The sequence below is a fragment of the Arsenicibacter sp. R0_47 genome, assembly GCF_057652235.1.
In genome coordinates, this window is the sequence record NZ_JBYFCJ010000028.1 from 20,175 (window position 1) to 36,846 (window position 16,672).

General features: G+C 51.9%; 16 protein-coding genes. 13 read left to right on the top strand and 3 right to left on the bottom strand.

Features of this window, described 5'->3' with window-relative positions; translation table 11 throughout:
* The first annotated feature begins 31 nt into the window (after window positions 1–31).
* The 5 genes from AC23NW_RS29000 to AC23NW_RS29020 all read left to right on the top strand — a co-directional run bounded on the left by AC23NW_RS29000 (window position 32) and on the right by AC23NW_RS29020 (window position 3,460).
* Complete coding sequence (locus tag AC23NW_RS29000; protein WP_293837451.1) at window positions 32–583, top strand: RNA polymerase sigma factor; 552 nt, start codon at window positions 32–34, stop codon at window positions 581–583.
* Window positions 570–2,024: a hypothetical protein gene (locus AC23NW_RS29005; protein ID WP_487453982.1), complete on the top strand. Its 1,455-nt coding sequence runs from the start codon at window positions 570–572 to the stop codon at window positions 2,022–2,024. The genes AC23NW_RS29000 and AC23NW_RS29005 overlap by 14 nt, the downstream gene beginning before the upstream one ends.
* 90 nt (window positions 2,025–2,114) lie before the next feature.
* Entirely contained in the window at window positions 2,115–2,609 is a 495-nt protein-coding gene (locus AC23NW_RS29010) for a hypothetical protein (protein ID WP_293837453.1), read from the top strand.
* A gap of 101 nt (window positions 2,610–2,710) precedes the next feature.
* Window positions 2,711–2,971 (top strand): hypothetical protein, encoded by a 261-nt coding sequence (locus AC23NW_RS29015; RefSeq protein ID WP_487453984.1) that lies wholly within the window; start codon window positions 2,711–2,713, stop codon window positions 2,969–2,971.
* A 75-nt stretch (window positions 2,972–3,046) separates the two neighbouring features.
* The gene (locus tag AC23NW_RS29020; RefSeq protein WP_487454065.1) at window positions 3,047–3,460 is read left to right on the top strand and encodes a YybH family protein; all 414 of its coding nucleotides are present in this window, start codon (window positions 3,047–3,049) and stop codon (window positions 3,458–3,460) included.
* A gap of 69 nt (window positions 3,461–3,529) precedes the next feature.
* Here AC23NW_RS29020 and AC23NW_RS29025 read toward each other — a convergent pair whose 3' ends face one another.
* Complete coding sequence (locus AC23NW_RS29025) at window positions 3,530–4,726, bottom strand: acyltransferase family protein (RefSeq protein WP_487453985.1); 1,197 nt, start codon at window positions 4,724–4,726, stop codon at window positions 3,530–3,532.
* Window positions 4,727–4,886: 160 nt separating this feature from the next.
* On the opposite strand from AC23NW_RS29025, the gene AC23NW_RS29030 reads away from it, so the two are divergent.
* Window positions 4,887–5,300, top strand: a complete 414-nt coding sequence (locus tag AC23NW_RS29030; protein WP_293837456.1) for a MaoC family dehydratase — start codon at window positions 4,887–4,889, stop codon at window positions 5,298–5,300.
* Between the two features lie 79 nt (window positions 5,301–5,379).
* Here the strand turns inward: AC23NW_RS29030 and AC23NW_RS29035 are convergent, their stop codons facing one another.
* Together AC23NW_RS29035 and AC23NW_RS29040 are read right to left on the bottom strand one after the other, a co-directional pair.
* Window positions 5,380–5,565, bottom strand: coding sequence for a histone H1 (locus AC23NW_RS29035; RefSeq protein WP_293837457.1), 186 nt, complete (start codon window positions 5,563–5,565; stop codon window positions 5,380–5,382).
* Between the two features lie 177 nt (window positions 5,566–5,742).
* Entirely contained in the window at window positions 5,743–7,011 is a 1,269-nt protein-coding gene (locus AC23NW_RS29040; RefSeq protein WP_487453987.1) for an aminotransferase class I/II-fold pyridoxal phosphate-dependent enzyme, read from the bottom strand.
* 478 nt (window positions 7,012–7,489) lie between these two features.
* Between AC23NW_RS29040 and accC the strand changes: the two genes are divergently transcribed.
* The 7 genes from accC to AC23NW_RS29075 all read left to right on the top strand — a co-directional run bounded on the left by accC (window position 7,490) and on the right by AC23NW_RS29075 (window position 16,566).
* Complete coding sequence (gene accC, locus AC23NW_RS29045) at window positions 7,490–8,986, top strand: acetyl-CoA carboxylase biotin carboxylase subunit (protein WP_487453989.1); 1,497 nt, start codon at window positions 7,490–7,492, stop codon at window positions 8,984–8,986.
* A gap of 632 nt (window positions 8,987–9,618) precedes the next feature.
* Entirely contained in the window at window positions 9,619–12,576 is a 2,958-nt protein-coding gene (locus AC23NW_RS29050; RefSeq protein ID WP_487453990.1) for a TonB-dependent receptor, read from the top strand.
* Between the two features lie 19 nt (window positions 12,577–12,595).
* Window positions 12,596–13,111 (top strand): hypothetical protein, encoded by a 516-nt coding sequence (locus AC23NW_RS29055; protein ID WP_229201697.1) that lies wholly within the window; start codon window positions 12,596–12,598, stop codon window positions 13,109–13,111.
* Between the two features lie 166 nt (window positions 13,112–13,277).
* On the top strand, window positions 13,278–13,643 hold the full coding sequence (locus AC23NW_RS29060) for a hypothetical protein (RefSeq protein ID WP_071501886.1): 366 nt from the start codon (window positions 13,278–13,280) through the stop codon (window positions 13,641–13,643).
* A gap of 187 nt (window positions 13,644–13,830) precedes the next feature.
* Window positions 13,831–14,874, top strand: a complete 1,044-nt coding sequence (gene queA / locus AC23NW_RS29065) for a tRNA preQ1(34) S-adenosylmethionine ribosyltransferase-isomerase QueA (protein WP_071501887.1) — start codon at window positions 13,831–13,833, stop codon at window positions 14,872–14,874.
* Between the two features lie 58 nt (window positions 14,875–14,932).
* The gene (locus tag AC23NW_RS29070) at window positions 14,933–15,643 is read left to right on the top strand and encodes a 2-C-methyl-D-erythritol 4-phosphate cytidylyltransferase (protein WP_071501888.1); all 711 of its coding nucleotides are present in this window, start codon (window positions 14,933–14,935) and stop codon (window positions 15,641–15,643) included.
* 8 nt (window positions 15,644–15,651) lie between these two features.
* A complete protein-coding gene (locus tag AC23NW_RS29075) occupies window positions 15,652–16,566 on the top strand; it encodes a LytTR family DNA-binding domain-containing protein (protein WP_071501889.1) in 915 nt (304 codons plus the stop codon).
* Window positions 16,567–16,672 lie beyond the last annotated feature (106 nt).

Sequence of the window (16,672 nt, forward strand, 5' to 3'; positions counted from 1 at the left end):
AAATTTCGCGATTTCTGCGTCCTTTGTGAATATGACGGAACAGGAATTGTTACGAGGATGTCAGCAGAAAGACCCCCGTGCACAAACCGCTTTGTATGAGCGGTATAGGGCACGGCTGATGGGCCTTTGCCGCCGCTATGCCCGTAGTATTCCTGAAGCCGAAGACATGTTTCAGGAGGGGTTTACCCGTATCTTCCAGCAGCTCCATACGCTTGAGCAAACGGAAAAGTTTTTGCCCTGGATGAAGCGGGTAATGGTCAACACAGCCATAAACCTGTACCATAAAAATCAAAAGCAGGGCGCGGAGACCGATTACGAAACCGCCTGGGATTACGGGTCTCAGGAGCATATGGATATATTGGCCCGCATCTCAACCGAAGAATTACTCCAGCTTATCGAAGAATTACCCGACGGTTACCGGATGGTGTTTAACCTGTACGTGATCGATGGCTATACCCATCCCGAAATCGGGGACATGCTGAGCATTTCTGAAGGTACATCAAAATCACAGCTGGCGCGGGCCAAACTGGTATTACAGAAAAAACTGAAATTACGGGGTATTATAAACTATGAAAACTCCTGACCAAACCGATCCCTGGGAAGATGAATTCCGGAAGCGGTTTGAGCATTTTGACGCTGAACCACCGGCAGATGCCCTCGCCCGCATACTGATGCAGGCCAATGCACCGGCGCCTCCGCCACCGGCCGGCAGGAGCTGGCGGAAATATGGGGCACTGGCCCTGATTGGCGTATTGCTGAGCATCGTCGGTATCCTGATGCTGAAACAGTCGCCGGATCAGGTAGTGTTGCCGGAAAAAACAGTACCTGATCCGGCGACCAGCCCGCCAATAGCCGCCGGAAAGGGGCATGCTCAGGGATCAGTAAGTCAACCGGCACAAACCGGTGAACTAACGGAATCCCATACCTCACTGGCAGGCCCTGCCGGTGAACCAGCCGATGGTACTACTACCGGTCATAAGTTTGTACCTGAAAGTAAGCCTGGCAGGAGCGAACTGACAGCATCGGTGAGCCGTAAGCCGACAGCGGGTAGCAAGACTGTTTTAGATGAAAAATCAGCTGTTCGTTTAGGGAAGTTGTTTCGGAGTAAGTCCGCAGGCGGAGCCGACGGGGAGGTGAATATAAATGATCAGGTTGTTGCCGGGTCGATGAAAGGCCTTGGTAATCAGCAAAATAAATTAACGACTATTGATGCCGGCCCGATAGAGACTGTAGCTGCATCCGGCGCTGCCGGAGTGGCGTCACCGGTAGACGTCGTGTGGCGTAATCCTGCCTTAGCCGTGCCGACGCTGTCGGGAAAAGGGTTTGCTGTACACAAACAGACCACACGCCTGCCAGGTATTGAGGCATCTGCTTCGGGTGAGCCCGCTCAGTCAAAACCACGTCAGTGGCCGGTTTGGTTTGTCGCGGTGATGCCATTGTATACCTTCCGGCAGATTAGTCCGAATACAGACGATGATGTGTATGTGCGGCAGATTAAAACGGATAACGGCCTGTCGGGCGACCGTGTCGGCTGGCGGATGCAGGCCGGCGGCGAGTGGCGTCTGACCAAATGGGCGAGTCTTCGCCTTGGTGTTAATTTCGGCCAGTTCCGGCAAACGGTGCAGTACAGCGTCGGAGCGGCCAGACCTGATTCAATTATCTCCAATCTGATTGACGACCAGACCCTGCAACTGACACCGGTGACCCGTGATGTGGTCAAGACGCAGACGACGAACTGGCAATATGCCGGCATCAGCGCCGATGCAGTCTGGCACCTTGGCGCGGGTAAAAACTGGACCTACTATGCCACAACCGGCGCTTCGGTTGGGGGGTATATCGGCCCTATCCGCCGGTTTTCTGGCTTTTATCAGGGCTCCTTCGGTATTGAACGGCCATTGGCTAACGCCCTGTGGTTTCGCGTTGAACCTACGGTGCAGTATGGCTGGAATGCTGTCTCCGACCACAAAAGTCTTTTTCTGATCCGTCCGTATATGTACGGGCTGACGTTTGGTTTGCGTTATTAAGCTCCGGACCGTTTCCTCATTATAGCAAACTTCCGGATTTATTGGCTGTTAGTCTAATAAACAACTAGAACTATAGACAAACCAGCTAATATGAAAAAGCTAGTAGTAGTAGGAGCCATGCTGGTAGCCGGCCTGACCCTTAGCGCACAGGCGCAGACAACAAACCCGACACAGCAGGGAACAACAAATCCGACACAGCAAGGAACGTCGACAACGACGGGAACATATAACAATAACACGGGAAGCAACACACAAACCGGCGCACAGGTACCAACGGTAAATCCGCCGGTGGGTACGATGCAGACCAACCCGCAAAACGGTACGATTCAGACGAATCCACAGAATAGCAACACGGGTAACTACAACACGCAGGGGACTTCGCAGACGGGTACGCAGGGTAATACAACCTATCCGACTCAGCAGGACCGGACCATGCAGCAGGGCAGAACCCGTGACCGGAACCTGAACCGTTCAACGGACCGCACGACTAACCAGATGGATTCGACTCGGCCAACCCGCCGTGAAATGAATCGCCAGGATCGCCGGTCGCGCCAGAACCAGATGCGTCGGGATACGCTCCGGTAGGATAACATCAGACAGCTAAATGTGAACATGGAGTTTACCGGCAGCATGCTGCTGACACTAGTCAGGGCGGTGACCGGTAAACTCCTTTTTTTACGAACGATATGAAAACCAGCACCATTGGTATATTTCTTCTGAGTATCGGTCTTTCGTTGCCGGTCGCCGCACAAAATCAGTCACCTGTTATGCAGGAATCGACCTCGACAACGCAAAAGCGGGGAATGGGGCAGACCAAAAAACAAAGTCAGCGCGAAGCACTGCGCAAGCAGCAGGCGCTGAAAGATACGCCTGTGACGAAACCACGCCCGTTGCGGCCGGATTCATTACGCCGCGGCGGGGCCACGCGGGTAGACACGCTCCGGTAAGCGGCAAAATGTGTATCTTGACGGTCGAACATTAACGCGCTGTCAACCATGATCAAAAAAACATTTTTCGGCCTGATGCTGGCCTGCTTCTGGATCTGCGGCCAGGTAATGGCACAATCAGCTGCCGACCGGAAGGTAATTCTGGGTATTCTGAGCCGGCAGGAGGGAGACTGGAACGCCGGCCGGGTAGAATCATTTATGAATGGCTACTGGCCCTCTGACTCGCTGACGTTTATCGGAAAGGTCGGCGTTACAAAGGGCTATCAGGCAACGCTGGAGAACTACAAAAAGCGGTATCCGAACCGGGCGTCGATGGGAACATTAAAATTCTCAATCCTCAAACTTGACTTCGTGGCGCCGGATGCTGCCTATGTCATTGGCCGCTGGCACCTGACCCGGCCTGAAGTTGGTGATGCGGGCGGACACTTTACCCTGCTCTGGCGCAAAATCAAAGGCCAATGGTTGATCGTGAGCGACCATTCGAGTTAAAGAGCGGAAGAGCGAAAGGGTGAAAGAGCGAACTGGAATCACTCTTTCGCTCTTTATCACTTTCACTCTTTAAACCTGCTTCGGCTCTTTCGGGGTCAGGCGGTCGCGGAGGTTGGTCATGGGCTTTTCGTAGAAGCGGTAAAGCAGCGTTGACAGCAGAATTGTCAGTGTCCAGAACAGCCCGATTTTAGCGTAACCAACCGCCAGCGATGTTGTCGGTATCCGGTCAATGACCAGAATCATAAGGGGCGACAGGTTGAGCAGGTACATGGAGTACGAGATCAGGCTGATGTGGGTGACAGGACCGGCAAGCCAGCTGCTGCTGCTCCGCCAGTTATCCATGCGTGGTAGTAACAACATCGTACTCAGACCAATGGCTGTGAAATAGAGCGAGCGTTTATAAAACACGTAGGCGGGGTATACGCCACCATCAACATAATACGGTAAAATGAAAATCGACGCCGTAAACGCAAGGAAAACTGTCAGCAATACCCCGAACCAGAAGCCGGCTTTACGGGCCAGCGGACTTTGCCACAACGACAGATGATACTGCTTGATATAGGCGGCGAGTACACCGTATGAAATGGCGTCGAGCCGTGTCAGTACAATTCCCCGATACCCCAATTCGCCTTCACTGATCGGAATACGGATCGCCTGAATGAGCCGTAAGGCGTTGGTGCCCAGTATTACGGTCAGGATGACGGCTAGTACGACGTACCTGCGCGGCCACCGTTTCGGCGCAATCAGATGCCAGGCCAGCAGCAGTGTCGGCAGCACCAGATACGACCATTCTTCAATAGCCAGGCTCCATGTTTCGGGGAAAAAATCAGGTACATAGGTCGCAAAATTCTGGAGAAACACAACGTATTTGGCCAGCGTCCATTTGTCGGGCAGCGTATGATGCAGGCCGCTGCGCCAGGCTCTGATCAGGTTAACCAGAATAAGTCCGGCAAGTACGAAATAATAGGCGGGCAGGGTCCGGAACCAGCGCCGTGTCCAGAAATTAAGAATGAGCGGTCCGCTCATTTTTTGTTGCTTCTCGTAAATCCGGATCAGAATACCGCCGATCAGAAAGCCGCTGAGGACGAAAAACAGTTCAACGCCGTCGGGTAAAAACTGATGGAGCAGGTTTCCGGTATGAAAACGGCCGAGGGCAATAGCCGAGTGGGCATCGACGACAATAAGGATAGCAAGGGCCCGCAGCAAGTCTAATCCGAAAACCCGGTTGTGTGCGTCGGAACCTAACGAAAATATATGTTTGGGCATAGTGCTGTGATCTCAATAAACAAACGGACTGCAAAGCTACGGTGCTTTTCGGCATCCGGGAAAGGAAAATAGCCTGCGGTAAGTTAATCCGGCGAAGATGTAAAAAAATGGGGCAGATGCTGTACTTTCACGCTTTATTGAACAATTTCCGTTTTTCAGCATGACACCCGAATTTGGTTTAAACGCTGTTCACCGCTATGCGTTTCGTTTTACGCAGGCCGACGTCGAAGATTTTGCCCGTGTTACCGGCGATAATAACCCTTTACATTTAGATGCTGCCTTTGCCGCGCAGACCCCGTTTAAGCGCCCGATTATTCACGGGATGCTGGGTGCCAGCGTATTCACAAAAGTACTTGGTACCGAGTTTCCGGGGTATGGTTCGGTCTACATCGGCCAGACGTTCCAGTTTCTGCGCCCGATGTTTGTTGATACCGATTATGAGGTGACCTTTACGGTTCAGTCGGTAAATCCCGAAAAACACATTGCCGAAATCCTGGGCGAAGTACGGGATGTGCAGACGGGTAAGGTAACGACAAAAGGCGTTGCTACGCTGATGCACAAAGAAAAAATCTGATACTGATAAAAAGCGGAAAAGCCCGTCTTACATGCATGTAGGACGGGCTTTCTCGTTGATGAAGTTACTATCGCTATAATTAGCTGTCAGTACCATCATTCTTTTTTTCCTGAATTTCTGCACGAATTTCTTGTGCCAGATTCTTAAGGTCCTGCATGCCTTTACGGACGCGGGTACCAGCTGCCTGATTGTTCTTATCATAGAACTTTTCGAAGTCAGCTTCTAAGGACATAATCAGGTTTTTTACTTCATCAAAGCGTGCCATAGCAGAACGGATGAGGTTTTTTGTGTGAAAAAACTGCTTAAATCCGCTAAAAACGCGGTTTTGGGCGAAATTTAAGCATTCTTAAACACTGCGCAATAGTTTGCCCAAAAAAATATCCAAAAAGTACAACTTTTGTAAGTTCTTCTTATTCAATGGCTATTTTCAGGCTAATTTGGCCTATTCTGCCACCTCAATTGCGATTTGCTGCCGGTAAACGCCATTCTTCAGACGCTCTGCAATTTCACTAAAGCTATTCAGAGTATATTCGACGTCGTCAAGCGTATGCGATGCCGTTGGAATAATCCGTAACATGATCACGTCTTTCGGGACAACCGGATATACGACAATTGAGCAGAAGATACCCATGTTCTCGCGAAGATCCCGTACCAGTGCCGTCGCCTCCGGAATACCGCCTTCGTTCTGCAGCAGCACCGGCGTAACCGGCGATGTAGTATCACCGATATGGAAGCCCCGTGAGCGCAGACCTGTTTGCAGGGCGTTTACGTTCTCCCACAGTTTGGCGCGCAGCTCCGGTTGGGTTTTGATCAGCTCAAGACGCTTCATTGCACCGACTACATACGGCATTGGCAGTGCCTTTGCGTATGTCTGTGAGCGCATGTTATACTTCAGGTACATGATCACATCATGATCAGCCGCGATGAAGGCACCGATTGCCGCCATCGACTTGGCAAACGTTGAGAAGTACAGGTCGATACCATCCTGGCAGTTCAGCATTTCGCCGACACCCGCACCGGTTTCGCCCATAGTCCCGAAGCCGTGTGCATCGTCGACCAGCAGTCGGAAGTTGTATTTCTCTTTCAGGGCAACAATTTTGTCCAGACTACCCACTTTACCCGACATACCAAAGACGCCTTCGGTAATTACCAGAATGGCACCGCCTTTTTCGGCGGCTTTTCTGGTGGCCCGCTGGAGATTTTTCTCCAGACTTTCCATGTCGTTGTGGTTGAACTTATAGTATTCGCCCATTTTCGCTTTGTGCAGGCGGATACCGTCGATGAGGCAGGCGTGGCACTCGGCGTCATAAACGATCACGTCGCGGTGGTCAACCACCGCTTCAATGGCCGACATTACGCCCTGATAACCGTAGTTGAGCAGGAAGGCGTCTTCTTTGCCGACAAACTGCGCCAGTTGCTGCTCCAGTTCTTCGTGCAGGTCCGAGTTGCCGGACATCATCCGGGCACCCATCGGATAGGCAAGACCCCATTGCGCAGACGCTTCGGCATCGGCCTGGCGGACTTCGGGATGATTGGCCAGCCCGAGATAGTTATTCAGACTCCAGTTCAGCATCTTACGACCCTGAAATGTCATGTGTGGTCCCAGCTCGCCTTCCAATTTAGGGAAAGCAAAATAATGGTGGCCTTTTAGTTGTTTCGACGATGACCCGATAGGGCCCAGATTCGTGCGCAGTTTCTCAAATAAATCCACTTTTTATAGCTGTTTAGCGGGTTAGACGCTTAATTATTAGGGAAATACGGCGTTGGATATAGAAATAAATGCAAAAATACGCTAAATGTTAACAACAGCCAACAGAAATGACGTTTTGGTTACCCGCCGGACTTTTACTATTCGTTTCATTTTTACTGGTGGTTGCTGATGGTTCTGATGGTTTTAGTTGTTGCTGATGGTTTTAGTTGTTACTAATGGTTTTGGTGGTTGCTGGTTGTTCTGGTGGTTGCTGGTTGTTCTGGTGGTTGCTGATGGTTCTGGTGGTTACTGAACCGAAACTCAGAAACAACCAGAAACAATTCAGCAACCCAGAAACAACTCAGCAACAATTGAATAATAACCCGGAACAGATAAATATCCCCGTCTATAATAAATTACCGGATTTTTAGGGGCTTTCGTGCTGTAACTCTGTCGCTCTTTTTACATTTGTGCACAGACTAGACCGCTTAACTGCCAGATGACTACAATCAAAAAACTACTCGTTGCCAACCGCGGCGAAATCGCTCTGCGGGTAATGCGAACCTGTCGGGAGATGGGGATCAAAACCGTGGCTATTTACTCGGAAGCCGACCGGAATGCACTCCACGTGCGGTATGCCGATGAGGCAGTCTGTGTGGGGCCGGCGGCTTCGGCGGAGTCGTATCTGAAGGGCGATGTCATTATCGATGTCTGCAAACGGCTGGGCGTCGACGCCATTCATCCCGGATACGGGTTTCTGTCGGAAAACGCCCGTTTCTCGCAGATGGTGAGGGATGCCGGACTGATCTTTGTTGGGCCGTCGCCGGAAAGTATCGAGGTGATGGGCAGTAAACTGGCTGCCAAGGCTGCCGTCGCCACCTATAACATTCCAATGGTGCCGGGAACGCCCTCGGCGATTGCTGACCGTGATGAAGCAAAGGTGATTTCGGCCCAAATCGGCTATCCGGTCCTGATCAAGGCCAGCGCAGGCGGAGGAGGAAAAGGGATGCGGGTGGTCGAAAACGAAGCCGAGTTCGACGAACAGATGGACCGTGCCGTGAGCGAGGCCCTGTCGGCGTTCGGTGACGGATCGGTGTTCATCGAAAAATACGTTACCTCACCGCGACACATTGAAATTCAGGTGCTGGGCGACCAGCATGGCAATATCATTCATTTATTTGAGCGGGAGTGCTCGGTGCAGCGCCGTCACCAGAAGGTGGTTGAAGAGGCACCGTCGGCCATTCTGACGCCCGGAATCCGGGCCGAAATGGGCCGGTGCGCGGTCGATGTGGCGCGTGCCTGCGGGTACTACGGCGCCGGAACCGTTGAGTTCATCGTCGATGATCAGCTGAATTTCTACTTCCTGGAAATGAACACCCGATTGCAGGTAGAACACCCTGTGACGGAGCAGATTACCGGTATTGACCTCGTGAAGCAGATGATTTACATTGCGGAGGGCAAGCCGCTGACCATTCAGCAGGATGATCTGCAGATCAAAGGCCATGCCGTGGAGGTTCGGGTCTACGCCGAGGATCCGGCCAATAACTTCCTGCCCGATGTAGGTACACTCGAAACTTACGTACGCCCGCAAGGAAACGGAGTCCGCGTAGACGATGGCTTTGAGCAAGGCATGGAAATCCCGATCTATTATGACCCGATGATTGCCAAACTGATCACCTACGGTGCCGACCGTGAAGAAGCAATTCAGAAAATGATCCGGGCCATCGACGAATACCAGATTACCGGTGTACAGACAACGTTGCCGTTCTGCCGGTTTGTAATGGAACACGAAGCCTTTCGCTCGGCTAATTTCGATACCCGTTTCGTGAGCCTTTATTTTACGCCTGACGTGCTGAAACCAGCCGTTGATAAAGCCGAAGAAGACCTGGCTGCCGTCTTGGGTGCCTTTCTGCTGGATACGCAGAAACCAACGCAACAGACAGCCGTATCGGCAGCGCAGCAACGCAGCCGCTGGAAAGAAAGACGCCTTTCCTGACAGGCAAATCCAGAAAGGGGGTAGTACATAGCGTACTGCCCCCTTTTTTTGTTAAAGCCCTATAAAACAACTTATTGATAGCATTTGTGTACTTATCGTTGCCGGTGTTAACTGATAGTAGAACAACAAAAATGTGATTTATTTTATATATAATTTTGGTGTTTTGATTTTATTCCAAAATATTGGAATGTACAGGTATAATATTTTGAGTTTTCTATTGACAGCGATAGTATAGTTGGTATATTTGACAAAGTGCAACAAAGCAATGCTTCCGGTCACAGCCGCAAATGATCTTCAGGAAGCACCCGTAAATCATCGTTCAGACAGGCTGTTATGTTCCTGACGTAGCAGACAGGCTGGCTGAATTCCTTAGTCCTTTATTGTCTCGTTGAAAACCGCCGGTGCGGTTATCGGGAAAACTATTGCCTGTTCATTTCAACATTCATAAACAAACTGTACAACGATGAATTACCACGCTGCCAGAGGCCTCTTCAAGGCGAAACCTCCGCTTTAACCGCTTCGCTTTTACGGATTCCCATTCCGGTCAGGTACATACTGTACGCTGAGCAGGATTGCTATTGCCTTTAAAACCATCTGTTTAACCATAAAATATAACCTGTTCTTCTACTTGTATGATGAAACGATTACATCCTCTACTCCATGTGTTTGCCGTATCGGCGGTATGCTGTGTGCTGAGCCTGCTGGCTCCGTCAGCAGCACTGGCGCAAACGAAACGTGTCACCGGCAAGGTCGTAACAAGTATCAATGCCGAACCTATTCAGGGCGTGAATATCCTGGTGAAAGGAAATTCACGGAAAGGGGCAATTACCAACAACCTCGGTGAATTTGCCCTTGACGCTACTCCGGACGATGTGCTGGTCATCAGTTTCATCGGCTTTAAATCAAAGGAGATAAAAGTCGGTACAAGTACCGCCATCAATGTATCGCTGGACGATGATGTAAGCCAGTTGAGCGAACTCGTCGTGACGGGAACACGTAACGTGGGCCGGACCACACTGGAAACGCCGGTGCCGGTCGATGTAATTTCGATCAAGGAAATGATGGGGAGCCTGCCGCAGATGGATTTAGCCCAGATGCTGGCCTATGTTGCCCCGAGTTTCAATGCTGTCCGGTCGCAGGGTGGTGACCTCGACTCACACGTCGATCCGGTACAGCTGCGGAACATGGCACCGAACCAGATTCTCGTGCTGGTCAACGGAAAGCGCCGGCATACATCGGCCTTGCTCATTACCGGCACCGCCGTGGGCAGCCCGTCATCGTCGGTGGATCTGATGACGATTCCGGCAGCGGCGATTGACCGGGTCGAAATCCTGCGCGACGGGGCGGCGGCCCAGTACGGATCTGATGCCGTGGCGGGTGTGGTGAACATCATCCTCAAAAAAGGCACCAACCAGCTGACCGGTAACCTGACCGGGGGCGGGTATCTGAACTCCGGTGGTAGTGCCGGTACGCTCACAAAGGCCGGTAAGCCGGATGGGTTTAACTACCAGTTTGATGCAAACTACGGCTTCAAAATCGGTGATAAGGGCTATCTGAACGTGTCAGGGCAGGTTACCCAGCGTCGCCCGACGCTGCGCCCGTTCGTAAACGATTGGGGCATTTACGATGCGACCTACCTCACCAACCAGCGTACGGACAAATACGGCAAGCCGGTGATTACCAATCCGGAGCTGATTAATGCGCTGGCCGCCGGCAATACGACACTGGCCAATACGCTGAAAACGCAGGCCGGTCTGCTCAGTGCCCGTGGCCTGACACCGGCCGATTTTGCCGTGTATGCCGGTATGCCTGGCATTACGATGGGCAGCACGTTCTACAACGCCGGCTACGAAATCAACCCGAACACCACCTTGTATGCTTTTGGCGGGGCGTCGTACAAATACCTGAAAGGCTTCTCGTGTTACTACCGTCGTCCGGGGCAGACCGACCGGTTCAACTACCTGCTGTATCCGAACGGGTTCCGGCCGCAGATGACATCGAACATGTCTGATGTGTCGAACACGATCGGCGTTCGCAGTAAAATCGGCGAGTTCAGCGTTGATTTCAGCAATACATTCGGCCGGAACGCCATGCGCATCGGTATGGTGAATACCATGAATGCGTCTTACGGGTCAAATTCGCCGGTAAACATGTATCTGGGTACGCACCAGTTTACCCAGAACTCGACCAACCTTGACTTCTCGCGCTATTTCAAGGGCGTTATGAAAGGCCTGAACGTGGCGTTTGGTGCGGAGATGCGGCTGGAGAACTACAGGATCATGAAAGGGCAGGAGGAGAGCTACACCTACGGGGATGCCGGTACGCTAACGGTTACGAAGGCCGGGCTGCTGGTCGGGCCGGACGGAAAGCCTTTGCAGAATGCCGCCAGTGTACCGATCCTGGACCCAAGCGGTAATCCGGTATCGGTTTATGCCGGTCAGCAGGTTATTGTGAAGTCGCTCTCGTCGAACTGCCAGTGCTTTGCCGGTTTCGGGCCTAAAAACGAGCGGAATGAATACCGTACGACCATGGGTGCCTATCTGGATGCCGAACTGGAAATGACGAAAAAGCTGCTGGTTACCGGCGCGGTCCGGCTGGAAAACTATTCGGATTTCGGCGCGGTATCCATCGGAAAACTGGCTGCCCGCTACTCGCTGGCCAGCAACCTGACACTGCGCGGGTCGATTGCGTCGGGTTTCCGGGCGCCGTCGCTTCAGGAAATGAACTATACGCATACGGCAACGGCGTTTGTGCCGGATGCGAACGGGGTACCACAGCCGCTGGACGTAACGACCTATCCGACCAACAGTACCGCCGCCCGGGTACTGGGTATTAAGAATTTGCAGCAGGAAAACTCGCGTACGTACGGGCTGGGGATGACCTATCAGCCAATGCACGGCTTTGAGGTGACGGTAGATGCGTACCAGATTGATGTGCGGAACCGGATTTTCCGGACCAGCTACTTCAACGCCTCGGAAGTCGGCAACAACTACAACGAAGTAATCGGCGGTGGCGAGGCTCAGTTCTTTGTCAACGGCGCCAATGTACGTTCGCGGGGACTTGAAGTAGTGGGCAACTATACTCACGCCATGTCCGGCAAGCGGAGTCTGACGTTCAGCCTGGCCGCGATCCTCAGTAAAAACACCATCCTGACGCGCAAAACACTGAACCTGAACGTGGCAAACCTGACGCCGGACCAGGTGGTTGAAAAATACCTGAGCCGCGATGTGATCGGTCAGTTCGAGACCGGAACACCGCGTCAGAAGCTGATCGGGTCGGTTATGTACCGCTTCAGCAAGTTTGATGTCATGCTGCGGGGCACCTACTTCGGGTCGGTAACCGAGCGCTCGGTATCGGCGGATGAAAAAGGAAGTTATTACGATCAGACATTTAAAGCGCAGACCGTATTTGACCTGAGCGTTGGCTATAACGTGTCGCGTTCGCTGAAACTGTCCGTGGGTGGCAGCAACATTTTCGATAAATACCCTGAGCTGCTGCGTTCGGAAAACCGTGGCTTCTACCTCTACTCGAACAATCAGCAGGGGTCAAACGGTGCTTACTATTATGGCCGTCTTTCATTCAATCTTTAATCTTACGTTCCGGAGCAACATGAATTATTCATACATCATAAAGAAGCGTCTTTTTTTGCCGGGTCTGGTGCTGATGATGCTGGCCGCGTTTTTCCTGACGGCTTGTGAGCAAACGAATTATGATCCCAATATGAGCGTGGCGCCGGGGGGCGGTACAGTATCAACCTACAAGGCGTATACACTGGCGTCGGCCGACAGCAAAAATATCTATGGCCGTGTGGTGTTCTACAAATACAGCACAGCCGTGACCCTGGTACAGATTGGTTTATACAACACGGCAAGTTCAGCTACCTACACCGCTTCTGTTTTTCAGGGGACGCTGGCGGGTAACCTGGCTACCGTTCTCAAACCGCTGGATACGGTGAGCGGGGCAACGGGCGCTTTTGCTACGAACAAGTACTTCACTATCAGCGAAGCCGGTTTTTACGACAAACTGACTACCTATAACGCCAATGTAAAGGTGCTGGCGGGGACGACGGTAGTGGCAGGCGGCAATATCGGCGCCAATGCCGCTCCGGTTGAGCAGTCGAATTAAGAGAAAGAAGTAAACGTTGTTATTCATAGCCGACCTTCCTGGAAGTTCAAAACTTCCAGGAAGGTCGGCTATGACCCGGCGGCTCGTATCCTCGTTTATTGGCGGGGTGAAAAACTATTTCAGGCGTAGTCGGTTGATAAAGCATCAATCGTCTACAGACAACGTTATGGAACATTTCACTACTGTGACCGAGGCCATGGAGAGCCTCCGTCAACGCGGATACACCTATGAATTTGCGCCGGAAGGAAATCACCTGAAGGCAAACGGCGAAGAGATGCGGGTGCGCAGCAACGAATTTAACGTGGATGAATTTCACCGGTTTGAAGGTACGTCTGATCCGGGTGACGAAATGACCGTTTTCGGCATTACGACCAGCAACGGAAAGAAGGGGATTTTTGTGATGGCGCAGGGAACGTATGCCAACGAAGCGTCATCGGAACTGATGGCTAAATTTTCGATTTCTGACCGTGCCGATGTCAATACAGAAGGCGCTGTACAGCCCATAAATTCGATGCCGGAGAGCGGTAAATAAGTAAAAGTCAAGTTATTCACTGGCAAAGCCCGGAAAGACGAACGGTCTTACGGGTTTTTGTGTATATTTGCGATCTTCACAAAATCGGGTCGGACCGCGTGGGCGGCCCCGCGCCGATGCGTCGAACTGCATAGGCAACCAGCAAGAGAGGTTGCCATACGGTTGATTTTTTGGGTGTAAAAATTCTATGAAGCTATCTGAATTTAAATTTGACTTGCCCGAAAGTCTGATTGCCAAGTACCCTGCGGAACGCGGTGAATCCAGATTAATGGTCGTTCATCGCAAGACGAAAAAAATCGAACACAAAATGTTCGGTGATATCCTCAGTTACTTTGATGACGGGGATGTAATGGTCATTAACAACACCAAGGTATTTCCGGCACGGCTGTACGGTAATAAAGAAAAAACCGGCGCAAAAATAGAAGTCTTCCTGTTGCGTGAACTGAACCGCGACATGAAACTATGGGATGTTCTGGTTGATCCGGCCCGTAAAATCAGGGTAGGAAATAAGCTGTACTTCGGCGATAGCGATCTGGTGGCCGAAGTGATTGATAATACTACATCACGCGGTCGTACAATCCGGTTCCTGTTTGACGGCTCACACGAAGAATTCATGAAAGCCGTTGACGAGCTGGGCGAAACGCCACTGCCCCGTGAGATCAAACGGAAAACAGAAGATGCTGACCGTGAGCGGTATCAGACTGTTTTTGCCGAGCATATCGGTGCGGTTGCTGCCCCGACAGCCGGTACGCACTTCACCAAGGCCATGATGAAGCGCATGGAGATCAAGGGTGTACATTTTGCTCCTGTTACGCTGCACGTTGGTTTAGGTACCTTCCGGCCGGTTGATGTTGAGGATCTGACCAAACACAAAACCGATTCAGAGAATTACCGTATTGAAGATACGGCAGCCCGGATTGTCAATAAGGCGCTCGATGAAACCAAGCGGGTTTGTGCTGTTGGAACTACCTCGCTTAAAGCCCTTGAATCGTCGGTGTCGGCCAATAGCCGCCTGAAAGCGGTTGAAGGCTGGACGGATAAGTTTATCTTCCCGCCTTACGAATTTAAAATTGCCAATTCGCTGCTGACCAACTTCCACCTGCCGGAGTCGATTCTGATCATGATGACGTCGGCATTCGGTGGTTACGATCTGGTGATGGAAGCTTATGAAACCGCCATAAAGGAGAAGTATAAATTCTTCAGCTACGGCGATGCGATGTTAATTTTATAAAGACCAGTATAGACGGGCTGGTGATTAGTGATTAGTTTGCGGAGAAATTCAGAATCCAATGAATCCTCAGCCACTAGCCACTAGTCACCAGCCTCTTTTTTGTATTATTGTTGCCGGCGGCAGCGGTAGCCGGATGAAATCCGACGTGCCCAAGCAGTTTTTGCTCCTGAACGGGAAGCCGATTCTGCAACATACCATTGAACGCTTCTTAGCTTACTCGCCTAACCTCCGGATCATCCTTGTGCTGCCCGCGCGCGACATGAACCGCTGGACGGAGCTTTGCGATCAGCATAATTTTTATCCTCCGATTCAGACGGTGATCGGCGGAGCCAGCCGTTTCCAGTCGGTTCGGAACGGACTGAAGAAAATCTCGGCCAAAGAAGGCCTGGTTGCCGTCCATGATGGTGTCCGGCCGATGATTACGACCGACGTGATTGGTGCCGGTTTTGATACGGCCGCTGAACAAGGCAGCGCCGTAACCTGTGTGGCGGTAAAGGACTCCGTGCGGGTTGTCGAACCCGATGGGACCAGCAAGGCCGTTGACCGGAGCCAGTACCGGTTAATGCAAACCCCGCAGACTTTCCGGCTGAGCGACTTCCGGCAAGCCTTCACTGTAGAGGAACAGCCGTTTTTTACCGATTGCGCCAGTGTGATGGAGTTTGCCGGTTATGCTATAACGCTGGTAGAAGGGACTTACGAAAATATAAAGATCACAACCCCCGAAGACCTGCACTGGGCTGAAAGCGTGCTGGCAGGGCGGGGTGTATAACCAAGACAATGCTCCGGATACTGACCCAGCCATACCCGTCTTCTGATTTACCGGTCAGCCGCCAACTGCTGCGGGCCGGCATCATCGGTGGTTTTGTCGGGTTGTTTTTACTGTTGTTTCAGCCGTTTGGAATGAACATCTGGCGTACCGAAGCCAAAGCGCTGAAAATACTGGGATTCGGGGGGATCACGTTTCTGGTGACGTTTATCCATTTTACGATCTGGCCCAGATTACTTCCGGCCGTTTTTGCCGAACAGCGGTGGACGGTCTGGAAGGAAATTCTGTTTATTCTGCTCAATATCCTGCTGATTGCCCTGGCAAACCGGTTTTACCTGGTTTACCTGACAGACCAGCACGCGAGTCTGCCTAATTTCATCTGGATGCTGCTGGCTACCCTCCTGATCGGTATTTTTCCGACAGTAGGGTCCGTACTGATTAATTACATTGTTCAGCTCCGGAAATACAGCCAGGCTGCTGCTGAGTTGCCGGTTACGCCTCATGAACCAGCGCCGCAGCACCCGCTGCCGGACACTACAGCGCCGACTCACCCGGACGTAATGCCGCTGACATTGGTAGCCGAGAATGAAAAGGATACCCTTACTCTGTTGCCGGCGGAGCTGCTGTTTATCGAGTCGAGCGATAACTATTGTACCGTGCATTTTCTGCGGCAGGGGCAGCCTGCCCAGGTCCTGCTGCGGAGTAGCCTGAGCCGTATGGAGGGACAGCTGCCGCAACAGGTCCATTCGCCGTTTGTACGGTGTCACCGGTCGTATGTGGTCAATCTGGATCAGGTAGTCAAGGTAACCGGTAATGCACAGGGCTATAAACTCCATTTGCAGGCGGGTGAGTACCAGGTGCCGGTGGCCCGGAAGTACAACGATACCCTTGTTGCAGAGCTGAAAGAGGTTGCCAAACGTCCCTAATCCCCCGAAATCGCCCCGATTACCCCAAAAAGTTGCTAAACAGCCCTCTTTTTTGCGGCCATCAGAAAGACCGGCTACGTTTGTTCCATCAATTCGAAAACACAAA